The sequence below is a fragment of the Leptospira ognonensis genome, from assembly GCF_004770745.1.
GTDB classification, from domain to species: Bacteria; Spirochaetota; Leptospiria; order Leptospirales; family Leptospiraceae; genus Leptospira_A; species Leptospira_A ognonensis.
The window spans coordinates 206775-228694 of sequence record NZ_RQGD01000034.1 but is presented as its reverse complement, the minus strand read 5'-3'; the positions used below and the strand labels follow the sequence as shown (position 1 = coordinate 228694).

The 21920-nt window shown below is 40.2% G+C and carries 22 protein-coding genes; 7 read left to right on the top strand and 15 right to left on the bottom strand.

Annotation, left to right across the window (positions count from 1 at the left end):
- Positions 1-5: 5 nt before the first annotated feature.
- The 6 genes from EHQ58_RS11540 to EHQ58_RS11515 form a co-directional block, all read right to left on the bottom strand.
- Positions 6-1121 carry a DegT/DnrJ/EryC1/StrS aminotransferase family protein gene (locus EHQ58_RS11540; RefSeq protein ID WP_135624041.1) on the bottom strand — a complete coding sequence of 372 codons (1116 nt, stop codon included), beginning with the start codon at positions 1119-1121 and terminating at the stop codon, positions 6-8.
- Positions 1122-1137: 16 nt separating this feature from the next.
- Positions 1138-1557, bottom strand: coding sequence for a hypothetical protein (locus EHQ58_RS11535; RefSeq protein ID WP_135624040.1), 420 nt, complete (start codon positions 1555-1557; stop codon positions 1138-1140).
- A gap of 1 nt (position 1558) precedes the next feature.
- A complete protein-coding gene (locus EHQ58_RS11530; protein ID WP_135624039.1) occupies positions 1559-2494 on the bottom strand; it encodes a PdxA family dehydrogenase in 936 nt (311 codons plus the stop codon).
- Positions 2495-2935: a bactofilin family protein gene (locus tag EHQ58_RS11525; protein WP_135624038.1), complete on the bottom strand. Its 441-nt coding sequence runs from the start codon at positions 2933-2935 to the stop codon at positions 2495-2497.
- 69 nt (positions 2936-3004) lie between these two features.
- Positions 3005-3778: a hypothetical protein gene (locus EHQ58_RS11520; RefSeq protein WP_135624037.1), complete on the bottom strand. Its 774-nt coding sequence runs from the start codon at positions 3776-3778 to the stop codon at positions 3005-3007.
- Positions 3779-3780: 2 nt separating this feature from the next.
- The gene (locus EHQ58_RS11515) at positions 3781-4989 is read right to left on the bottom strand and encodes an LBF_1011 family protein (RefSeq protein ID WP_135624036.1); all 1209 of its coding nucleotides are present in this window, start codon (positions 4987-4989) and stop codon (positions 3781-3783) included.
- A gap of 48 nt (positions 4990-5037) precedes the next feature.
- Here EHQ58_RS11515 and EHQ58_RS11510 point away from each other — a divergent pair, with 48 nt between their 5' ends.
- The 7 genes from EHQ58_RS11510 to EHQ58_RS11480 all read left to right on the top strand — a co-directional run bounded on the left by EHQ58_RS11510 (position 5038) and on the right by EHQ58_RS11480 (position 15053).
- The gene (locus EHQ58_RS11510) at positions 5038-7311 is read left to right on the top strand and encodes a transglycosylase SLT domain-containing protein (protein WP_135624035.1); all 2274 of its coding nucleotides are present in this window, start codon (positions 5038-5040) and stop codon (positions 7309-7311) included.
- A 67-nt stretch (positions 7312-7378) separates the two neighbouring features.
- Positions 7379-8668, top strand: a complete 1290-nt coding sequence (locus tag EHQ58_RS11505) for a citrate synthase (protein WP_135624034.1) — start codon at positions 7379-7381, stop codon at positions 8666-8668.
- Between the two features lie 52 nt (positions 8669-8720).
- Positions 8721-10628, top strand: a complete 1908-nt coding sequence (locus EHQ58_RS11500) for a SpoIIE family protein phosphatase (RefSeq protein ID WP_246047337.1) — start codon at positions 8721-8723, stop codon at positions 10626-10628.
- Positions 10625-11464: a class I SAM-dependent methyltransferase gene (locus tag EHQ58_RS11495; RefSeq protein WP_135624033.1), complete on the top strand. Its 840-nt coding sequence runs from the start codon at positions 10625-10627 to the stop codon at positions 11462-11464. Before EHQ58_RS11500 ends, EHQ58_RS11495 begins: the two co-directional genes overlap by 4 nt.
- Before the next feature lie 6 nt (positions 11465-11470).
- Entirely contained in the window at positions 11471-12304 is an 834-nt protein-coding gene (locus tag EHQ58_RS11490) for a TrmH family RNA methyltransferase (RefSeq protein ID WP_135624032.1), read from the top strand.
- 4 nt (positions 12305-12308) lie between these two features.
- Positions 12309-13376, top strand: coding sequence for a glycosyltransferase family protein (locus EHQ58_RS11485; RefSeq protein WP_135624031.1), 1068 nt, complete (start codon positions 12309-12311; stop codon positions 13374-13376).
- Between the two features lie 6 nt (positions 13377-13382).
- Positions 13383-15053, top strand: a complete 1671-nt coding sequence (locus tag EHQ58_RS11480) for a DUF342 domain-containing protein (RefSeq protein WP_135624030.1) — start codon at positions 13383-13385, stop codon at positions 15051-15053.
- Positions 15054-15065: 12 nt separating this feature from the next.
- Here the strand turns inward: EHQ58_RS11480 and EHQ58_RS11475 are convergent, their stop codons facing one another.
- The 9 genes from EHQ58_RS11475 to EHQ58_RS11435 all read right to left on the bottom strand — a co-directional run bounded on the left by EHQ58_RS11475 (position 15066) and on the right by EHQ58_RS11435 (position 21899).
- Positions 15066-15833: an LA_1326/LA_4305 family lipoprotein gene (locus tag EHQ58_RS11475; RefSeq protein WP_135624029.1), complete on the bottom strand. Its 768-nt coding sequence runs from the start codon at positions 15831-15833 to the stop codon at positions 15066-15068.
- A 1-nt stretch (position 15834) separates the two neighbouring features.
- On the bottom strand, positions 15835-16194 hold the full coding sequence (locus EHQ58_RS11470; RefSeq protein ID WP_135624028.1) for an STAS domain-containing protein: 360 nt from the start codon (positions 16192-16194) through the stop codon (positions 15835-15837).
- A gap of 71 nt (positions 16195-16265) precedes the next feature.
- Positions 16266-16454 carry a hypothetical protein gene (locus EHQ58_RS11465; protein WP_135624027.1) on the bottom strand — a complete coding sequence of 63 codons (189 nt, stop codon included), beginning with the start codon at positions 16452-16454 and terminating at the stop codon, positions 16266-16268.
- Positions 16455-16459: 5 nt separating this feature from the next.
- Positions 16460-17248, bottom strand: coding sequence for a pentapeptide repeat-containing protein (locus tag EHQ58_RS11460; RefSeq protein ID WP_135624026.1), 789 nt, complete (start codon positions 17246-17248; stop codon positions 16460-16462).
- A 55-nt stretch (positions 17249-17303) separates the two neighbouring features.
- A complete protein-coding gene (rpmE, locus tag EHQ58_RS11455; protein WP_135624025.1) occupies positions 17304-17504 on the bottom strand; it encodes a 50S ribosomal protein L31 in 201 nt (66 codons plus the stop codon).
- Positions 17505-17514: 10 nt separating this feature from the next.
- Positions 17515-18918 carry a transcription termination factor Rho gene (rho, locus tag EHQ58_RS11450; RefSeq protein WP_135624024.1) on the bottom strand — a complete coding sequence of 468 codons (1404 nt, stop codon included), beginning with the start codon at positions 18916-18918 and terminating at the stop codon, positions 17515-17517.
- Positions 18919-19048: 130 nt separating this feature from the next.
- Positions 19049-20191 (bottom strand): CBS domain-containing protein, encoded by a 1143-nt coding sequence (locus EHQ58_RS11445; protein WP_246047336.1) that lies wholly within the window; start codon positions 20189-20191, stop codon positions 19049-19051.
- A 78-nt stretch (positions 20192-20269) separates the two neighbouring features.
- Complete coding sequence (locus EHQ58_RS11440; RefSeq protein WP_135624022.1) at positions 20270-20908, bottom strand: hypothetical protein; 639 nt, start codon at positions 20906-20908, stop codon at positions 20270-20272.
- 1 nt (position 20909) lies between these two features.
- Positions 20910-21899 (bottom strand): adhesin OmpL37 family surface protein, encoded by a 990-nt coding sequence (locus tag EHQ58_RS11435; RefSeq protein WP_135624021.1) that lies wholly within the window; start codon positions 21897-21899, stop codon positions 20910-20912.
- Between the last annotated feature and the right edge of the window lie 21 nt (positions 21900-21920).

Here is a 21920-nt window from a genome sequence, read left to right as displayed (position 1 = left end):
TCCTATTATTTCTTATATAACTTGATAGCGGAAATCACTTCAGCTAACTCACCATCAGTCATATATGCGAATAAAGGAAAATTTAATACGGAGGCTGCGATTCGTCTAGCATTTTGATCTTTTCCAAATCTTTCGATCAAGTGCGGTTTGGCTCCTGGCTGGTCTGACATCGCTCCAGGGTAAATATTTCCAAAGCCAATTCCCTTTTCTTTTAAGACCGCTTCTATTTTTGGACGTTCCGCTGGATCGACGAGAGTCACATTGCAGTAGCCATTCTCATAATAGTTTGCCGGAGGATGGATCACATTGATTCCAAGTTTCGGAAGTTCTGCATAAAAGAATTCTTGGGATTTCCTTCGAGAATCAATCCGGGCCGAAAGATGTTTTAGGGAAATACGAAGGAAGGCAGCTTGCAAGGAATCTAACCTAGAATTCCAGCCAACGATGCCATGCTCATAATGAGATGTCCTTCCGTGATTGGCAAGCCTTCGGGCAAGGATGGAAATTTCTTCATCATTTGTGAAAACGGCGCCACCATCACCAGCAGCACCTAACACTTTGGCAGGGTAAAAGGATGTAGTGGAAATGAGAGCATCCTTGTAAATCGGATCTCCTTTAAATTTCACTCCAAAACACTGAGCCCCATCCTCTATGAGAGGAATGTTTTTTTCTTTGCAAAGCTTTCGATAGGATTCGATGTCCCCTGACCCCCATCCGTAAAGATGGACTATGATGGCTGCTTTCGGTTTTACCTTCTCTATGGCATCTTTAAAAACAGAAAAATCCATTTGGAGGTCATTTGGATTTGTATCGATCGTATAAGGATCGGCTCCGACATTGACAACAGATTCAAATGTGGCCCAAAAGGTCGAATCTGGAACTAAAACCTTATCACCCCGACCTACACCTACGGCTCGCAAGGCGATTTGAATGGCATCCGTCCCATTTGCACAAGCTAACGCATATTTTGTGCCTGTCCATTTTGCCAGTTCAGCTTCCAGTTCTGTGACTTCTGATCCACCAATAAACTGTGCTACAGCAGACATTGATTTTACTTTTTCATTCCACTCGTCTAAAAATCCTGACTCAAAACGTTTTATATCGATAAATGGGACTGACATACTTTTTCCTTTAACTTTATTTTGTGATAAATCCTTCTAAAAATTGATTCCACTCTTTGGAATAATAAGACCATAAAAAAAACAAAACCCAGTAGATCACAGTTCCGTATGCAAGAAGAGGAATGAGCGTTTTACTCAAGTTATTTGAAGCAGAGTAATAAATACGGATTAACACGAGGGGCCAGAGTAAGAATAAAAATACATACGTAGCATTTCCAAGAGCAGAAATCCAAGTCAAAAGTTCTGCTTTCGGATTGGTCTTCCAACGGGAAACGCCTGCCCAAAACTCTGGAAAAAATTGTACCATATAAAAACAAAAAACTAAAAAGAAAAAGAATTTCCAATGGGGTTCGAGATCTCGCCTAAAGAATGTTAATAGTAATCCTATGAACCATATAAATAGAATCGGGAATGCTAAGTATTCGATAAGTGTCATTTTAATTTTCTAAAAGTTTCAAACAAGAGAGAAGACCAGTTGGATCGGCTTTTCCTTTCCCTGCAATATCGAAGGCAGTTCCGTGATCTGGCGATACGCGAATGAAATCTAAACCTAAGGTTACATTTACCCCGACCTTTCCTTCAATCATTTTAAATGGGATGAGTCCCTGATCGTGATAGCAGGACAAATATAAATCGAAAGATTTGGCGTCCTTTAAAAACGCCGAGTCAGCAGAGAGAGGTCCTGTGATCGCAAGTTTGGCCTTTCGAAAGGCATCCATCAAGGGTTCCAAAATCTCAATTTCTTCCTTACCAATCTTACCGCCTTCACCCGCATGCGGATTTAAGCCCAGGAGACCAATTTTAGGTTCTTTCAAAAGCTTAGAGTTTTTGATCGCTGAAATCAGGCTTTTGATTTGGACCTTTTTTAACTCATTGGTTACTTCCTTGAGGGGGACGTGTGTTGTCAGGGGAATGACCTTTAGATTTTTTCCCGACATCATCATATAGGTGGGTCTGTTGTAGGACGATGCCAAAGTTTCTGTATGACCTCGAAAATCACTCACTCCTGATTTGATGACCCATTCTTTGCTGAGCGGGAGGGTAATGAGATGAGAAGAAGGAATTTCCTTTTGCAAGTGGATGGCAGCAAGTAGGGACCGATAAGACGTTCGACCAGAAACTTCACTTGGTTTGCCTAGTTTGATTTGTTTGTTTTCTGAGGGAGAGAGGGAATGCAAATGCAAAGAAAAAAGACCGAATGTATCGGGAATCTCTTCCACCCGAGAAAATACCTGATCTTTTAGACGGTGGTTCCCTCGAATGAGAACAATGCGGAATTGTTTGGAAAGTTTTTTCAGATAAGACTGAGATCCAAGGAGCAGCTCATAATTGATGCTCGTCGGATCCCCTTCGGAAAGAAGTATCGTCTTCAATTATTCTTTGGTAGTAGGCTGTTTCCCAAAGATTTTTTCAACACTGAGAGAATCCTTTGAGTATTCAAGTTCGATCAAATCCTTTGCACTATGCTTCAAATCATTAGAAATCATACATCTCCCCTCGAGGATCACACCATTCTGAATGATGAGCTCGGGAGTTTTAATGTCTCCAAGAATCTTTGAGGTTGGAAGGAGCATAACTCGGTTTCTTGCCGTGACATTTCCAGCAACAATCCCTTCCACGATCACGCTCGAAGCGGTGATATTCGTTTTTACTTTGCCAGTGACGCCGATGTAAAGGTGCTCTGCTTGCAGAGATTTTCCTTCAAATTTGCCATCAATTTTGAGTGAGCCATTGATGAAGAATTTACCATTGAAGTAGGAGTTTTCTCCGATTGTGGAATTGGTTACTTCTGTTTGGTTTTTTACTAAAGCCATGCTGGGTGCGGTCCATTATAGAGAGTTTTTCCCAGGTTAAGAGGAGTCCCTGCCATTGAAAAGGTTTTTTTAATTCCGAAAGGATGGCAGTTTGATCAGTTCACAGGCCTCGTCCACAAACGTATTGAACTCCCGTAGGGCCTCCATAATGGATTTTCCCTCAAGCATGGTAGCCTTTTCAAAGCGAGGGTTGAACTTGATTGGTTCTTCCATGTTCATGATAACGTTATTTCCCTCTCTGATTTCCGCATTCACCGATTTCAAAAAGTCTTGGAATTTTGTTAAGGTCTCAAACGATTCTGCAATAAAAATTCGAGACTGTTTGTTTTTCATTCGAGACAACTGCTCACGAAATTCTTGTTTGTCGGCGGCAGCATACTCTTCTATGGTCTCAATCAGAATTTTCATATTCCGACGAAGGTTTTCCATATATTTCAATACCGAGTCCCGTTCCGTAGCGTGAGAATAATCAAATTTAATATGAGCATCCCCTACGATCGGAATATATTCTAAATCCATTATATTGATCAATGTACCTATCTGGTTTATCTCAGTGTCATTTGAATTTGGAGTGATTTTCATGACTGGGTATTGTGAGATTACTTTATTTTTCGCATTGTTCGGATCTGACGCGCGTAACTTTGCATTTTGCATCGTTTGTTCTAGGTTTTCCGGAATGCCTTCTGGTGAGACTTCTTGCATCCGCCTGCGGTATCTCTCAATATCAAAGGCCACTCTTTCTTTCTGTAAATTATCCTTAGCTGTTTTTTCGATTTTTTCCAAATTTCGAATCATCTTTTGGAGTTTCGTCAATTCTTGTATGTCTTCAGGAGTCAGAGCCATAGTTAAATTTCACCTAACTCGCTTGGAAAAACCGGTGTTTTGCGCAATTTGTCAAGAGTTTGAAATATCGAATTTGCAAGAGCTTCCTCGTTTTTATTTTCCATAACACGTGCATAAAGATAAAGCGGCACAGCCAAATACCGAAGCCGGCCTCCATTTTGATAATATTGCAAAAAGCCATTCGCATCACCTTGTCGGTATAATACAATTGCATACTGTAAATTTACAATATAAGAATAAGGCTTACTTTCCAATTCTTCCATCAGTTCGGCTTTGTAAGATTCACCTTCTTTGTCAAAGCGTATCAGTGTCGACAAAAACGGATCGACAGATATTGCGAGATCATACCCGAAATCGCCTTCTGGTTCCTCAAAATCACCTCGAAAAAGTAGTTTAAGATGATTCGAATATTCAATAAATTCGGATGGAGTCAGTATTTTTTTGGCGCGGATCAAGACCGAGAAAGGAGGCACTTTGCCAAGAGTAACTTTTAGAAACTTGCTTTTTTCCCAATTTTGCCAGTCTGCATAAAAACCAGATAAAAAATCAAGGAAAGGTAAAATCTCTCTGCCCTTCCAGATGTTTTTTGCGATCGCATCAAACAACACTCCACTGAACTGCCAATATCCTTCCTTTAAAACGGCTTGCGCAAGGAATGAGAAGTCCGCTTTTGCAAAGTCACCAATCACATAACTTACCAATGAATTCAAGACGTTCGTTTCTGTTAAATTGGTTTCAAAATTCCAGCCGAGCAGAGTTAGGAATTTTTTACATTCCTCGGATAGACCGAATTCTTTTTTGGTCATCTCTACCCATGCATAAAAAGAATCTAGCTCGCCTGTCAAAAGGAAGCTCATGCCAAGTAGTTCCCATTCTTCTCGGTTTACCTCATCCCATTCTCTCTTTTGGCAGAGCGCCCATATTTGATTTCGAATCTCTTTCGAAATCGGGGGTCCTGGGGGTGTAAAGGGCACATTGAATGTATTTTCAGCAGGATTTGCTCCTAAAACCGAGCAAACTTTAAAACCTCCTGAAAAATCGGTCGATAGATACATTAAGTAGCTCGCGAATCGACTGTATTTTCCTTGGAATGCTTGGACAAATTCTGGCCAGAGATCTCCTAGTTTGGATTCGGAAATCGTTTGGACAGGTGCCGGAAAATGAAGAGTCATTTCCGGCCAGGGTAATTTCAGTTCGCTTTTTGAGCTCATAAGGAGGGTTTCCTTTCCCTCTAAAATTCGTAAGTATAGGAAGTATGCATGAGGTTTTTTTGGCTAGCAAGTAGAATTCTGTTGGTTTGTGCCCTAACCACCAACTTATACGCAGAAGAAGACCTCTATTATTGGATCAAATCCCACCAATGGGATAAAATCGAGGAGAAATTTAAGACAAGTTCCCCTTCCAGAGAAAGCGAAGTCTACAGTCTCATTGAATTTCACGAAAAGGCACCTAACGGAAATAAGGAAACACGCTTTCGATACCTGGTTTCCCTTGTTAGGGGAGTCTTCGTGAGTGATACTTCTGCCGCCGAGACAAAAAAAATTCTGACTCAAACCATGCCTTATCAGACCACCTTATTTAGACTTTCCTACTGGAGACTCTACAATGAGATCAGTCAGAGAAATCATTTTAATAACGAAGAAAAAATCCAATACCTTTCGCGACTGAATTTTGAAGAAGACCCCATCTGCCGTAAGGCTTTCGATGAGTTGATTCGTTTACTTGCAATTGAGAATCGTTGGAAAGATATATTAGAAAAAACACAGAGCGTTCCAGAATCAGTCAAATACTTCATAGTAACACCTGATTCTCATTATAGATACGGAAAAGCAAAACTTATGCTTGGCGACGAGGCAGGCGCATTACACGAATGGCTTCTTTGTTTGCAAAGAGATACGGTTCAAGAATACACGATTCAATACATCGCTGCGGATTGGGGAAAATGGAAAGGGAATGGGCATATCCACCAACTCCCTATCTCAGAACTTACATTATTCTTCCCTGCCATTAATACAAACGACAAAGAGGCAATTTTTAAATCAAGACCGGAATTATTTTCTACGAGGTTACAGTTTTATCAAGGATTTAAGAACTTAACACTTCAGCTAACTAAAGTCAATCGTATTGATGAATTATTCCGCGTATTTAGAGCAAATCGAAGCTATGTGGAAATAGATCCGTCATGGATCATATCACTTGCTGATATTTTATACCAACAAAATAAATTCGAGAATGCCATCGAACTCGTGAAAAGTTTCGGAGGAAAAGATGCGGGAACGTATAGAATTTTGGCTGCATCTTATGATAGGCAGGGCGAAAAAGAACTCTATTTCGAAAACTTAGTATTGTATTTAGGGAAATATCCATTCAATTTATTTTACCAAGACCGTCTCCTCGACCTTCTCGTGATAAGAAACAATTCAGAGATTACTTATGCACCCATTCAGAAATTTGAAAGAGCCCTCTCGGAAATTCCAAATCTTCCTGTTAAAGGGAGACTCGTTTATTGGTATTTGCGGGCACTCCAAGCTAAATCGGAATCTGCCAGACTAAAAAAAGAACTGAAGAGATACTATCAGTTATGCCCCGGGTCTTATTATACAAGGGTCATTAGAGAAGAATTTATAACTTTAATTAAAGAAGACCAAGCACCGGACAATCCAACCTACAACAAAGATTCGCTTTTCGAATACCTTTCTTATTCCGCTGGCATTCCAGAAGAATCTAGTCACCTACTAGGAAAGAACTTGGGCTTTGCCTTCCCGAAAGGCTCATATGAGCTAGGTATTAAACTTTCGAATGCTTCCAGTCGTATCGGAAGCAACCGTACACTTGCCCTCGCTTCCGATTATTTTAAGTTAGGTGAAGATACTCTCGGATTAGCACTTGTAAATCACTATAGTCTTAAAGAAAAATTGTCAGAAGAAGAAAAGGAAGAGATTCTCGTAGGAATCGGTGACAAGTCCCAAAACACTTACTACACTGCGTTTTACACTCGCTCTCTTTTGAAACGATTAATGATCCCCGATGACCCCATTCTCTTACCAACCCAGGTTTCCAGTCGAATCTACCCAAGGCCGCATAGAGAATTAGTGAGAAAATATGCCGATGAAAATCAGATTTCTGAAGATATGGTTTATGCCTTAATGCGGCAAGAATCCTTCTTCAAGGAAACGGCAACCTCCAGATCCAACGCACGAGGACTCATGCAGATTATGCCAGCAACAGGCAAAGAATTAGCAAATCGAATGGGTGTTACAGAATACTCCCTATACACTCCAAATATTTCGATTCGCCTAGGAACAAAATTTTTGGCCTATCTTCTCAGATCAAATGAGAACCAGTTGAGGTGGGCTTCCATAGCATATAACGGGGGGCCAGGGAATCTACGTAAGTGGAAAAAAGCAGTGTATCGGGGAGATTTTAATCATTTTCTGGAGGACCTGCCGGTGAAAGAATCGCGGGACTACTGCCGAATTGTGGTCTCTAATTACTATGCGTATGACATTATGAAAAAATACCATAAGCTTTAAAAAATAGCTTTTCCTGTGTTTTTCCTACAATATTCTTCTACTTAGAAGAGAATAGACAGGAGAAGGTATGTCCGAAAAGGCAATTCTAAAAATTGATGGGAAAGAGTATGAACTACCCGTCCTAACTGGTTCCGAAAATGAAAAGGCGATTGATATTACAAAACTTCGCCAGCTAACAGGCTACGTTACTATTGACAGTGGATACTTGAATACAGGAGCCTGTACCAGCGCTATTACTTTCTTAGATGGAGAACAAGGAATCCTCAGATACCGTGGCATTCCGATTGAAGACCTTGCTGCAAAATCAACTTTTACAGAAGTAGCGTATCTTTTAATTCATGGCAAATTGCCGAACGCCTCTGAACTTAAAAACTGGAATACATCTATTACACACCATACGATGATCCACGAAGATCTAAAACGTTTGTTTAACGGTTTTCCGAAAGATGGGCATCCTATGGCGATCATGTCTTGTATGATGGGTTGTCTATCAACTTATTACCAAGACTCGTATGATCCGATGAATGAAGAACATAGAGAGATTTCGATCATTCGACTTCTTGCAAAGTTCCCGACCATTGCTGCCTTTGCTTACAAAAAATCCATTGGCCAGCCCACCATACATCCGTTAAATGATTTAGATTATGGCAGCAATTTCCTGAACATGATGTTTGCCGTTCCAGCTGAGGAATATAAAATTGATCCAGAGATCGTAGCGGCACTAAACCTTCTTCTCATTTTGCATGCTGATCACGAACAAAACTGTTCTACATCAACTGTTCGTTTGGTTGGATCTTCCCTTGCGAATCTCTATGGTGCCATTTCAGCTGGGATTCTAGCTCTTTGGGGACCTCGTCATGGAGGAGCTAACCAAGAGGTATTGGAGATGCTAGAAGGGATCAAAAAATCTGGCCTTAGCGTCAAAAAAATTGTTGAACAAGCAAAGGATAAAAATAGCTCCTTCCGACTCAATGGCTTTGGACATAGAGTTTATAAAAACTTTGATCCTCGTGCAAAAATCATCAAAGTAGCATGTGACAAAGTTCTCAATAAACTGGGAATCAAGGACCCGCTACTTGATATCGCCAAAGAATTGGAAGAAGCAGCGTTGAACGATCCTTACTTCGTAGAAAGAAAACTCTATCCGAATGTAGACTTCTACTCAGGGATCATTTACCGCGCGCTAGGCATTCCGACGAACATGTTTACAGTTATGTTTGCGATGGGTAGATTGCCAGGTTGGATTGCTCAGTGGAAAGAAATGATAGAAGATCCGAATATGAAGATTGGTAGACCACGCCAAATTTATACCGGTGCGATAGCAACTCCCTACGAAGTTGCCAAAAAGAACGCCTAAACATTGCTATAGGAAAAGACAGTTGGGTATTTCATCTGTCTTTTCCTCAAAAATGCCCTTCCTTTTACTTTTCATTTCTATTTTCTCCACCATTCTGACTGCGGAAGAACTACCAGTCAGAATTACCACCCGAGTAACCACCTGGGAAGATAAATCAAACAAGCTGAAAGTTGATGACATTAAAGCAAAAGCAGATTCGATCAATTTCCAATCAAGCGGGACAAATTACTTTAATTTTGGTTTTTCAAAGTCTACACATTGGTTTAAATTTAAACTAGAAAACGAAATTATAGACTCAAACGAAAAATTCTATATACTACTAAAAGCACATAACATTGATTATATTAATTTTTACTTTTTCGACAAGGACGGAAACGTTTTAGAAAAACGAACAGGACATTATATCACGATGTCCGAGAGAGAATTTCCACATCGTAACTATATCGTTTCCATACCGAAAGAGACGATTAGCGAACCGATTTATTTAAAAGTTAGATCAGATATCTCATTACAATTTGCTGTTGAATTGGTAACAGATGAGTCAATTCGAAATATTGATTATACGGAACAATGGATTTACGGTCTATTTTTTGGTTCCCTTGCTATCATTTTAATTTATAATCTCGCTATTGCTTTTTTTGTTAGAGACGAAAACTATTTATATTATCTTGGTTATGTTTTGTTTTTTGGATTAGGCCAAATGAGTCTTCTCGGTTTTGGAAGTTATTTTTTATATCCAGAATCCATTATATTAATGCGTTCAGGCCTCTCTCTTTTCTTTAGCATCAGCCTACTTTTCTTTTGTCTATTTACAAGAAGTTTTTTAAAACTAGATAAAAGACTACCATTTGCCGCAAGACTCTTGTTTGTATTTTCTCTTGTTTTTGCTTTAAATATCATATTTTCTTTAACTGGTCAAATTTATCTTGCTTCCATTATGCTTAGCGTTGCAACTGCTATAGTCGCTTTGTTCATTCTAATACTTATTGTTTGGGGCTTTTATCGAAAGATTCGTTCCTTTTATTTTTTTGGTGCTGCCTTTTTAATTCTCATGCTTGCGAGTATCACCTATAGTTTATTAAAGTTAATCTCGGTCTCAACCAATTCTTTTTTCGAAGAGATGTTATTTCCCATTGCATCACTTGCGGATATTACATTATTTTCTTTTGCCTTAGCAGATAGGATCCAATTATTACGCTTGGAAAAAGATCGGGCCGAAGCTCAGGTCGTTCGCCACGAAAAAGAGCGTCAAATTTCACGTGATATTTTGATGCAATCACTCCCAAAAACCATTCCAAATATCTACAGCTTGGACATAGAAGTTTTCATAAGACCTATGAAGCAAGTGGGAGGGGATTTTTATGAGTTCTCTTCTCCGAACAGCAGTGAATTAGGTACGCTTATTTGCGATGTATCTGGGCACGGGATTCCTGCTTCTCTCATTAGTGCCATGGGGAAAGTTGCATTCACAACACAAAAAGAAAATCTTTTCTCGCCGAAACGAGTTCTTGAGGGGATGAACAATGTCCTTTATGGAAATTGTAATACACAGTTCCTAACAGCCGCATACGTTTATTTGAACATTGAAACCCATGTATGGAGATTTGGACGAGCTGGTCATCCCTCAATATACTTACAAAGACGAAACGGAGAGATCATCAAAGTGCATCCAAAAGGAAAAATCATGGGGGCTTTTTCCGCGATCACGATAGATGAAGTGAATCATCATATGATCAGCGGGGACCGGGTACTCCTATTAACAGATGGAGTCACCGAAACTTTTAATGAAGAGGAAGAAATGTATGGAGAAGATAGACTCATAGATTTTTTGAGAAACCATTATGTCCTTCCGGGGAAAACATGGACCAAGACTCTGATTGCAGAATTAGAATCGTTCTCTAAACGCCCTCTAAAAGAATGGGAAGATGACATTACCTTTATACTTTTGGATTTAAAATGAAAGACGAATACCAACTAATCGATTCGGGCGATTTTTCAAAGTTAGAAATGGTGGGAGGATATAAATTGATCCGTTCCTCCCCTTCCTCTGCTTACAGCAAAGAGACTCCAAAGGAATGGAATGATGCTGACGCCAAATACGTTAAAAATGAAACGGGATCCGGATCATGGAATTTCATTAAAAAAATTCCTGAAAGTTTTGTGATCAATTTTGCTGATTTAAAATTTAAAATCAAACTCACTCCTTTCGGGCATATAGGCATTTTTCCAGAACAAAAAACAAATTGGGATCGAATCAGAGAACTTGGTAAAACAGGTGATGGTTTTGAAGTTTTGAATCTTTTCGCATATTCGGGAGGATCCACCTTAGCCTGCTTAGACGCCGGGATGCATGTTTGTCATGTTGATGCCTCTAAAGGAATGGTTGACTGGGCGCGGGAAAATGCAGCTTTATCAGGACTTGCTGATAAGCCCGTACGATGGATTGTAGACGACGTGATGAAATTTATTCGCCGTGAAATAAAAAGAAATAAAAAATACCAGGGTATCATCTTAGACCCGCCTAGTTTCGGTAGAGGATCTAAAGGTGAAGTTTGGAAAATTGAGGAAAATTTACCTGAGCTTATGGATGCCCTAATGGAGTTATGCGATCATTCTCCCAAATTTGTAATTTTAAGCTGCCATAGCCAAGGATACAGTCCATTGACCCTTGAACGTATCCTTTCCAGTCGAATGAAAACAAAAGGAGTTTATCATACGGATGAATTATTCATTCCAGAAACATCTGGAAAAAAATATCCATCAGGCTTCTGCTCCTTCTTCCAAAGAAAAGTTTGATTTATTATGCGAGGACAAATCCAAGAAATTACGAGCTTCTCAAATCCAAGGGTTAAATGGGTATCATCCCTAAAAGAAAAAAGAAATCGGGATGCGGAAAAAAAATTTTTTATCGAAGGTTTTAGAGAGATCCAAAAGTCCATCATGGAGAATCCAAAAGGATCAAAAAAGTTTCCGATAAAATTGGATTGTCTTTTCGTATCTCCCGAATGTTATCTTGGATCGAGCGAACAGGCATTAGTTGATAAAGTAAATTGTCCCGTTTTCCAATTGCCAAAAAAAATCTTTGAAAAGATTTCTTATAGAGACCGTCCCGATGGACTGATCGCGGTTGCAGAGACTCCGGATGCTACTATGAATTGGGAGCTAAGTTCTCCGCTATACATGAATCCCATCCTCATTATCGAAGGAGTAGAAAAACCGGGAAATCTGGGAACGATTCTTCGAACGGCAGAAGGCGCTGGAGTTGGACTTGTCATCATCACAGATCCTAGGATCGACCTATTCAATCCAAATGTTGTTCGTGCAAGCACGGGTACACTATTTACCTTACCAATATTTATAAGCTCCATTGAAGATGTTTTCTTAAATCTTAAGAAACAAAACTATCAAATTTATGCAGTGACTCCCGACGGTAAAAAACTCTATACCAGTGCAAATATGGATTTAAAATCTGCTTTTCTATTTGGAAGTGAGCAATACGGACTTACTGATTTTGCGAAACAAAATAGTGATGATTCTCTTTATCTCCCGATGTTTGGAGAAGCAGACTCCTTAAATTTGGCCATGTCATGCGGAATCATTTTGTACGAATCCTTAAGACAGCAAAACAAGGGTTAATATTTTGATTATCTATTATTATGTATCTGGTCATGGATTTGGTCACATCAGTCGAACTTCCGTAATTTTAAAAAAACTTTTGGAACGACCCGAAATCTCAAAAATCCATTTGGTCAGTACTCGGATTGGCTTCATAGATTGGCATCATCCAAAACTCATCAAACGAGAGCTTGGTTTGGATGTAGGAGTTTATCAAAAGGATTCGCTTTCCATTGACATACAAAAAACGAAGGATGCCTTACAAATTTTTGAAAGAAGTAAAAACTCTTTTTTAACCTCAGAAGCGCTTTATTGTCGTCAGCATCAGGTTGATTTAATCATTACCGATGCAGGATCATTCCCCATTGTTCTGGCTTTAGAAGCAGAACTCCCTTCTATTTTCATAGGAAATTTCACATGGGATTTCGTTTATGAAAATTATGGTAAAGTGGATCCATATTTCTTTGAAATTTCTGAAATTCTCAAAGCTGAATATTCTTTTGCGACCGAGGCTTTGTTCTTACCATTTACCTGTCCCATGCCCACGTTTCTTGAGTCTTCCACGGTCGGAATGGTTGGTCGTAAGCCCCACCTTGCGAAAGCGGAAGCACGCGAGCTTTATGGGTTTTCAAAAGACATTACGTATATCCTAATTTCCTTTGGCGCTTATGGCCTAAGCGGTTTTGAGATGAGGTGGGACAATCTCCCAAAACACATTAAACTCGTGGCTTCAGGAGTCCCAGGTATTGACTTAAGTAAAGTAGTCACACCAATAGGAGGCTACTATCCAGATTTAGTTCGAGCTTCCGATTACGTTCTCACCAAGCCTGGATATGGCATTATGTCTGAAGTATTTTATGCTGAGACTCCCGTAATCTACACCGACCGAGGGGATTTTTCAGAATACCCTTTTCTCGTAGATGTTTTGCAAAAAAAATTTCCCAGTTCTTACATTACTCATCATCAAATTTCGAATTGTAGTTTTGAGGATAGCATTTCAAACATACAGATGGGTCTAGGATCAAAAAAACTTTTAGACATAGAACCTGATGGTGAAGACACTATCATTAAACATATATTAGAGTATACCTGAAGAAATATGCCTCCATCCGAATCCTATTCAGATCGAATTTTACAAGATTTAGAAGCCAATGAAAATGGTTTTTTTCAAATCGAAAACAAGACGGGAAAGGCATACCTTCGTGTCACAAAAGCGGGTGCAAAAGGCGCAAAGGTAGAATTAAAGGACGTCATTTCCCGTATCAAACTTTTTGGCGTGGAAAATTATGACCAGGACCAAATCAAACGTATCATTGCCATCGCAGATGGTAGAGAAACAGAGATTGGCAATTGGTCGAAGGGAACCCCGGAAGATTCTTATGTTGATATTTCCATTTCGGAAGATCAGATGCAAGCGACACTGATCCTGCACCCTCCGAAACATGGCGGAGCACTACTCACCGAACATCAATTAAGGGAAAAGATAGCCAATATCGGAATCAGCGTTGGAATCATAGATGCAGTGATTGTTAACTGTATTCGAAATCCAGAATTTCTAACGCCCACTATCTTTGCCAAAGGCATTCCTCCGATTGCAGGAAGAGATGGCGAAATACAGATTTATTTCCGATCCGAAAATAAACCTCATCTCGAAGAAGATGAACACGGTCGCATCGATTATAAAAATATTTCTATGATACAATCGGTGAAGCCTGATGTGCTTCTCGCCGAAAAAATTCCGCCAAAACCTGGCCAAGACGGACGAACAATTACTTCAGATCTTTTACCGTGCCAAAAAGAGAGAGAAGTCAGCTGGGTGGTTGGAATCAATGTTATCGAAAAAGAAGGTAAGCTATACTCAAGGATCGCAGGTAGGCCCGTACTCGAAAGAAATGGAGAGATCAGAGTTGATGAAGTCATTAGTTTAGAAGCAGTCGACTACTCCACTGGCAATGTTGATTTTCCAGGAACCATCATCGTAGAACATAAGATAGGAGATGGCTTTTCACTCACGACAAATGGAAGCATAATCATCAATAGTTCTGTTGGCAAAGCATTCCTTAAAGCAAAAGGGGATATCGTCATTTCTGGCGGATTTATGGGACGAGGTGAAGGGTATATCGAATCAGAAGGAAATATTTACGCAAAGTTTGTTGAACAGGGTAAGTTAACTGCATCCGGATCAATCTTTATTGAGGAAGCATCGATGCACTCCGACTTATCTGCTAAAGATTTAATCCAAGTGAGTGGTGGCCGTGGCGAAATTATTGGCGGAACCATCATTGCTGGTAACACCATCGTCTGCGAGAAGCTCGGAGCCATCGTGGAGACGAAAACGAAAGTGGCGATCGGAACTCCCCCCGAATTATTAGAAGAATTGAATCGCATGCGACACGAGCTTGTAGAGAAGGAAGTAACTCTGCGCAAGGTACAACTCACCTTACAAAAATTATCTGAACAAGCTAGTAAACGTGAACTTAAAACCGAAGAAAAAGATATGATCGGAAAGCTCAAAGATGCCAATGATAAATATACTTCCTTACTTGAGACAATTCAGAAGCAATTTGATACTGCCCTCGGTTCCTATGAACCAAGCAAAACTGCCTATGTCGAAGTGAGACGAGAAATATTTCCAGGCGTGGAAGTAAGCTTTGGTGTGGGGAAAATTTATCGGTCTACGTTAAATTCAGTGGTCGGAAAAACTGTTTTGCAATTAGGAATTGATGGCAATGTGCATGCAGAAAGAAACATACCTGCGAGCGAACGTTAATATAAAAGCATGCTACTCTTGTAAAATCGCGTCATCCTCATCGCGATCGACCCTTTTCTCTGGCGTCATATCGGAATCAATGGTCTTCTTTACATCTTTAGAGGCATTTTTACGTTTCTCAAATTTCACCCGATTCAAATCAGACTTGTTAAAGACGATCCATCGACGGTTTTTGAAACCCTCTACTTGCTTAAATGTAAAACTAGGGTTGGCTATAACGAAACTTGAGTCGGCCGTATTGTCGAAAGAAATTTCTGGAATGCGAGACCAATCAAAGTAATTGCCTTGTTCATCAAAGGCAATCTCTTGTTGTATTTCACCAAATAGAATCTCAATCGTATTTTCAGTGGACCAGATATAAAATCCAGTTCTTGCATAATGAGAAACAACAGACCTAAGTGGATTGAATTTAGAAATTACGAGTAAAATTTCACTTGGTTTTACTTTCTGTAAGGCATCTGCCAAATCTACGGCAAATTCCTTGATCTCTTCTTCTTCAAAAATATAAAGATTTAGATTCCCGTAAGAGCTTTCGCTTTTATATTTTAGATTTCCGAGAAGATCGAGTAATTTCTGTTCTGAAATTTCTACGGGATGTGAGAATGATTTTGGAAGTCTCGACTCCGATTTAAGCGTTATATTTTCCCGTTTGATGCTATAGGTCGCAAAATCATTGTTTCGGAAAAGTAACTCTCTAGACTTCACGCCGCTACTGCAGCTGATGAAAACATTCAGAATCAAAAAACATGACAGAAGAAATATGGAAAATTTATTTTTCATTTTAAGGTTCCAAAGCCTTTCTAAATTCTGGAAACTTAGAGAGATACTCGTCTAGGGTCAGAATCGAAAGTATGTGATTGAGTCCCGAGAGACGAAACACGGAGTTTAAATTTTTGTTTAAATTTGTTACGAAAATTTCAATGCCTTTATTGTGTAAGGCTGATGATGCTTTGATCACAGCACCGATCCCAGAGGAGTCCAAAAATTTAACGGCCGCAAAGTTTAAGGTGATACGAAGGAAAGCTTTTCCTTCCATGGCTCGCTCAAACTCATGATAAAACTCGCGTGAGTTTTCCATCAAAATATCCTGTTGGATTGAGAAAAGCAAATGGTCTTCTTGAGAATGAGATTGGATGAGCATGGATTATCAATAAAATCAAACGATAGCAATAGGTTATAGAATCTGACTATTGTGTCAAGAAATTCGGTATTCTAGTCTAAAGGACCGAGGTCCGAAAGAGACAATTGTAGATCGTGAGGATGGCCTTCTTTATCGAAATAAATGACCGTCGCCATTTCAGCCTGTATGTCTTTTATTTCTACAGTAGAACCTGTAAATATAAAAATCCCTTGATTTAGGAAAGTTCGTTTGGTGATTTTTACCTTTTCACCGACTTTCATTCGTACTATTCTTCCGTGGAAACGTAAAGATCCTTCCCTGCTTTTGTCATCACATCAAAGATATACATCTGTTTTTGGTCTACACGCGTTCCAATGTCATAAAGAGCACCCGTAAAATCCGCACCTTCAATGTCTGCGCCTGCAAGTTTAGCCCAACGCAAGTCAGCTCCTCGGAAATTTGCCTTTCTGAGGTCGGCTCCATTCAAAAAGGAGGCTCTCAAATTTGTGCCAGAAAAGTTAGCACCAACGAAACTAGAATTTTGTAAAAAGGCATTATTCAAATTTGCATGAGAGAAATCGACACCGTTTAAGTTTTCTTTCTCTATCATCACACTGGAAAGATCTGCTTCTCTCAGATGGCCTTGGTTCGCGAGAAGTTCTAGTGCCTTTGCTTTGCTCACTCGCTTTTCAGGAGGAACAGTAGCACCCTTTTCCCAATCTTCGACCGCTTTTTTCAAAGCTGCGACGGCAGATTCAGGGTAATTTTTCCTTCGCTCGGGGAATTCAAAAAGGGTTTCTAAGATTTCTGGAGTTAGTTTGCGTAAATCTTCCATGGATTTACCCTTCGCATACTCCGTGGCCATGGCCAAAGCGACGATTCCGAAGCCGCAACCTGTCGTCGTGTAGCTCGCATCTTCAACGAGCCCATGGTCATTTACTTTCAAATAGATGCGATACCCATCACCACAGCCCGTATTGCGATAGTAGGATACCACATTGGCATCCTCCATTTCCCGGTAGTTCAACCTTTGGTCGTTGATTTCCTTATATCTGTTAAAGTCCATCACTGCCATTTGGTAACTCCTAAAAACAATCCAAAATTTAGACGAAAGTCAGAGGACGGAAGTCCTATTTCATTTTGTATTTTTTCTTGAATTTATCTACTCGGCCAGCTGTATCGATGAGCTTTGATTTCCCTGTGAAAAATGGATGGCACTGAGAGCAAATCTCAACGCTCATATCACCAGCATAAGATCTGGTTTCGATCACGTTTCCACATGCACACTTGATTTTCGCAGCTACGTATTTTGGATGGATGTCAGTCTTCATGGTGCCCTTCTTAGTTCGTGTTCATGCTCGCCAAAAACGAATCATTGGTCTTCGAGGTTCGCATCTTTTCGATCAATAGTTCCATACTTTCGGTGATGCTCATGGGAGAAAGTACTTTTCGAAGGATAAAGACACGCGTGAGCACATCTTGTGGTAAGAGGAGTTCCTCTTTCCGCGTCCCAGACCTGTTGATGTCAATGGCAGGGAAAATACGCTTGTCCGCGAGTTTTCTGTCCAAGTGGATTTCCATATTGCCCGTACCCTTAAATTCCTCGAAAATCACCTCATCCATTCTAGAGCCTGTATCAATGAGAGCCGTCGCGATGATGGTAAGAGAACCGCCTTCCTCGATATTTCTGGCTGCGCCAAAAAATCGTTTCGGTTTGTGGAGAGCATTGGAATCCACACCACCTGAGAGGATTTTCCCTGATGTGGGTACCACCTGGTTGTAAGCACGAGCAAGCCTTGTGATCGAATCGAGTAAAATGACTACATCTCTACCATGTTCCACAAGACGTTTTGCTTTTTCAATGACCATCTCGGCTACTTGTACGTGCCTTTGTGCCGGCTCATCAAATGTGGAACTGACAACTTCACCTTTTACATGGCGAGCCATATCTGTCACCTCTTCTGGACGTTCATCAATCAGAAGTACGATGAGAAAAATCTCTGGATGGTTTCTTGTAATCGCATTGGCAATGGATTGCATAAGAACCGTTTTACCAGTTCTAGGTGGTGCCACAATCAGTGCTCTCTGACCTTTTCCGATTGGACACATAAGATCAATGATGCGAGTGTCCATATGACTGGGATCAAACTCCATATTGATTTTTTCATCTGGATAAAGCGGAGTTAGGTTATCGAAAAGATTTCTCTTCTGTGCTACTTCAACGGGATACCCATTGATCGATTCCACTCGCAGCATCGCAAAAAAACGTTCTGCTTCTTTTGGAGGTCGAATGAGTCCCTCAACTGTATCACCGGTTCTCAGCCCAAAGAGCTTGATTTGTGAAGGGGATACATAAATGTCATCTGGACCTGGAACATAATTATAATCAGGTGATCGTAAAAATCCATAGCCATCGGGAAGCTTTTCCATAACACCCGCAGCGTGCACTTGTCCGTCTTTCTCGGTTTGGGCCTGAAGGAGAGCGAACATAAGATTTTGTTTTTTGAGTCCATGCGTGTTTTCAACGCCGAGACCCTTCGCTAAATCAGCTAGTTCGTTTATGTTCTTTTTCTTGAGTTCGACTAAATCGAGAGACGGAGGAATGGGACCTTCATACCTACCGCGTTTTTTCTTAAATTGTTTAGGAGGCTCGGAACCTTCTTCTTGGTCCATAATGCCGTTCGAGTATTCAGGCTGTTCTTCAGGGTTGGATAATGGGAGTTCTTCTTGTTTGCGTGACGCCATAGAAATTTTACATCTTGTTTGAATTTTGAATTTGAAATTGGGAAACCATTTATGACCGAAAGGCCATCAGTGAAGCGAAGTAGAAGTTTACCTAAATGGTAAGGAAAGGGTCAACCTCAGGAAAAATTCGTCAACGTCTTTTTTTTATCTTTTGCACGGATTTGGTTTTCTTTTTCGCTACCGAACCTTTTTTCTTAAGGATCTGTTTTGCCGGTGGCTTAGCTTGTTTCTTTTTTGGAGTAGACTTTGCCTTTGTTGTTTCGGCTTTTTTGGGCAGTATTTTCTTTAAGGCCTGAGCCAAATCAGAACGCTTTCTGGGAATTACCTTTTTTTTGCCCGTTTCCTCTTCCTTGAACTTTTCCGAGATCTTTAAAAATTTGATCCGGTTCTGTAAGGTCGTGCGCGGTATCGCGAGTTCCGAAGCGGCATGAGAAATATTGTTCCGATTCCTTTTTAAAGTTTCATAGATATACCGAGATTCCAGTTCCTCTAACACGCGTTCCAATGGATATTTTGAAGAGAGAGCTTCATCGAGATCGGGAAAGATTGTGCCCTTTTTGGAAAGAGAATCTACTTTTTGTGCCAGAGGCGACAGTTGGTAAAGGAATCCGACAACTTTCTCTTCGTTACGAAGTGTCACAATTTTAACAAAGGCATCCAGTTCCTTCACAAGGGACTGGAGTTCGTATACAGAATGTTCTTTAGATTCAATCTCTAGATCGTTGTCCTTTAGATAATTTGCAAAAAGATCTCGATTTAGATCTCTTAAAAATCTCTCAGCAATCTCAATCGAATCCTTAAAAAAAGGAAGCGGGAGAAACTTTCGCTCAAAGGATTCGTTATAAAAAACCGTATTTCCTGAGACATCTGTGGAAAGTAGTCCATCCGGGAAATTAGATAGGATTAATTCCATGTACCAATGGATGGACTCTCGGGAGTCACGGCGCTTTTCATTTTTCTCAATGATATCGACTAACTTGGGATCTTTTTTAGAAGAGGCATCGAGTTTCGAAAATTCAGCAAGAAATCTCGGTTTGTCCCAAAATTCCTTCCTTACCCCAAACTCATCCAATACGGGAAGTTTACTCGAGTCCTTAAAAAAATTGAGTAACCCTTCATTCATCTCTCTATCTAAAATTTCTAAGGGTATCTTTTCATAATCTGGTCTTTCTTCCCCAAGATCAGCTAACTCACGCAAGATTCTATCTTTGGAAATAAATCCGATTAAATTACCTTCTAGATTCACAACAGGTAAATGACTAGCTCTAGTCATAAGGAAGTGCTTGTAGAGAGACTCGATTTTCACTTTCGAGTCATTTTGCAAAAATAACCTAAAGTGAAAATCTAAATTTTAGTTTGTTTGGATGGTTCCTAGTTTTTGTTTGTTAACCGATTGCCAAACAGGTTCCGCCCAGGAATTGGCTGCATTTGTGTAACCTTCTGGCGCATCACTACCTTGCGTTCGAAGAGAGAGAAGTGAGTAAATGATCGATCTCTTATAGGTGTGAAGTGACATATGATAGTTGCCCGAGAGGAAAAATTCTTTCGCGTGGTCTTTTTCAGTCTTTGCCATTCCCAAATACCGAGAAATTTTTTCCTTCGTGTCCCACTCCATTTTTTTACCAGAGTTTTTTTCATCGGTCTCGACTAAGTAGTAGCTGACTTGGGCTTTCTGGTAAAGATCTGCAGAAATATCTTCCATCTTGGAACAGAGCTTACGAGCGACAAAAAGGATTTCACCTTCGGCAAGTGAAAGACTTTTTTCCATTTCTGCTCTTGCACCTACTCGGTAAGCTTCTTCCACATTCTGTCTTACCGCTTGTAATGGGTTTTTGCCTGATTCTTCTTCCAGGTTGAGATTTTCTCTGATATCAAAGAGCAGGTTTATTTTTTGATCAAACTGCTTCTTTCTTTCTCGATAGGAAAGTGTTGTCTTTCCTATGAGTGAAAGGCTAAAACTAAAGATGAGTAGGTAGAGTATAGGTTTCATCTTATTTATTTGGGGTTTGTGGATACGTAATGGTACCCTTATCATCAAAAGCAGGAACAGGAGGAACAGATTCCCTCTTAGCACCTTCGGTTTCTTTGATTTGAAGGTTTGCTTCGATTAACAAATCCAGACGCTTTGCGGTAATGAAGCCGTAATTATCATCATGTTGTTCTAACAAATCCAATGGTTTCGCATCAGGATTGCCCGGAGGTTGTACTGTGCGTTCCATTCTTTTGTTTTCGATGAAGTTGATCAAAGTATCGCGAACCTTTTCGTAATTTCTCTGTTTCTCTTCTGCACGTGCTTCTTTTAGATCTTCGTTGGATCGGTATTGGTATTCAGGCTTATCCTCATCAGGTGTTTTGCTATAAATCATCGCAAGTATGGCAAAACGTTTGGCACGTCTGAGGGTCAAAATGCCTTCTCTGTAAAGTGTTAGCTTATATCGAAATTGGTGTGGGCTTGAATTGAGACCTGTTGTATACAAATCTTCTGCTGACCTTAAGTCCCGAAAGCCCAGACGAAGGAGAGCTTTGGATTGGCTATCATTGGAACGAATGATCGTAGGGGCCGCCGATTCAAGAAGGGATCTTGCATCTTCGATGTACTTTTGCAATACAACTTCAAAGATATTTTTCAATTCACCCTGAGCTCGTCTGAGTTGGCGGAAAGAATATGTGTAATTACTTTGCAGATACCACATATTGCCCGAAAAGTCAGATTGATTGGCTTCTTTCAGAAGTTTGAAATAATCATGATCAATATTCTTTTTCGCGGGTTCAGTCGCAGGTGTGCCTGGCGTTGTTGCTGGTGCCGCGGCTTCTTCTTGTGGAGGTGCTAGATTGCTCAGGCACACGTTAATAAAATTGATGTTCTCTTTGTTCTCGAATATCAATATCCCCAAATTTGTTTGTTCGGGGGACACAGCACTCAAATGCGAGATATGCAATCCCGCAAGTGCCGTAAAGAGGATGTATTTCCATTTTCCCATAGCTCTACCTTGTAATATATA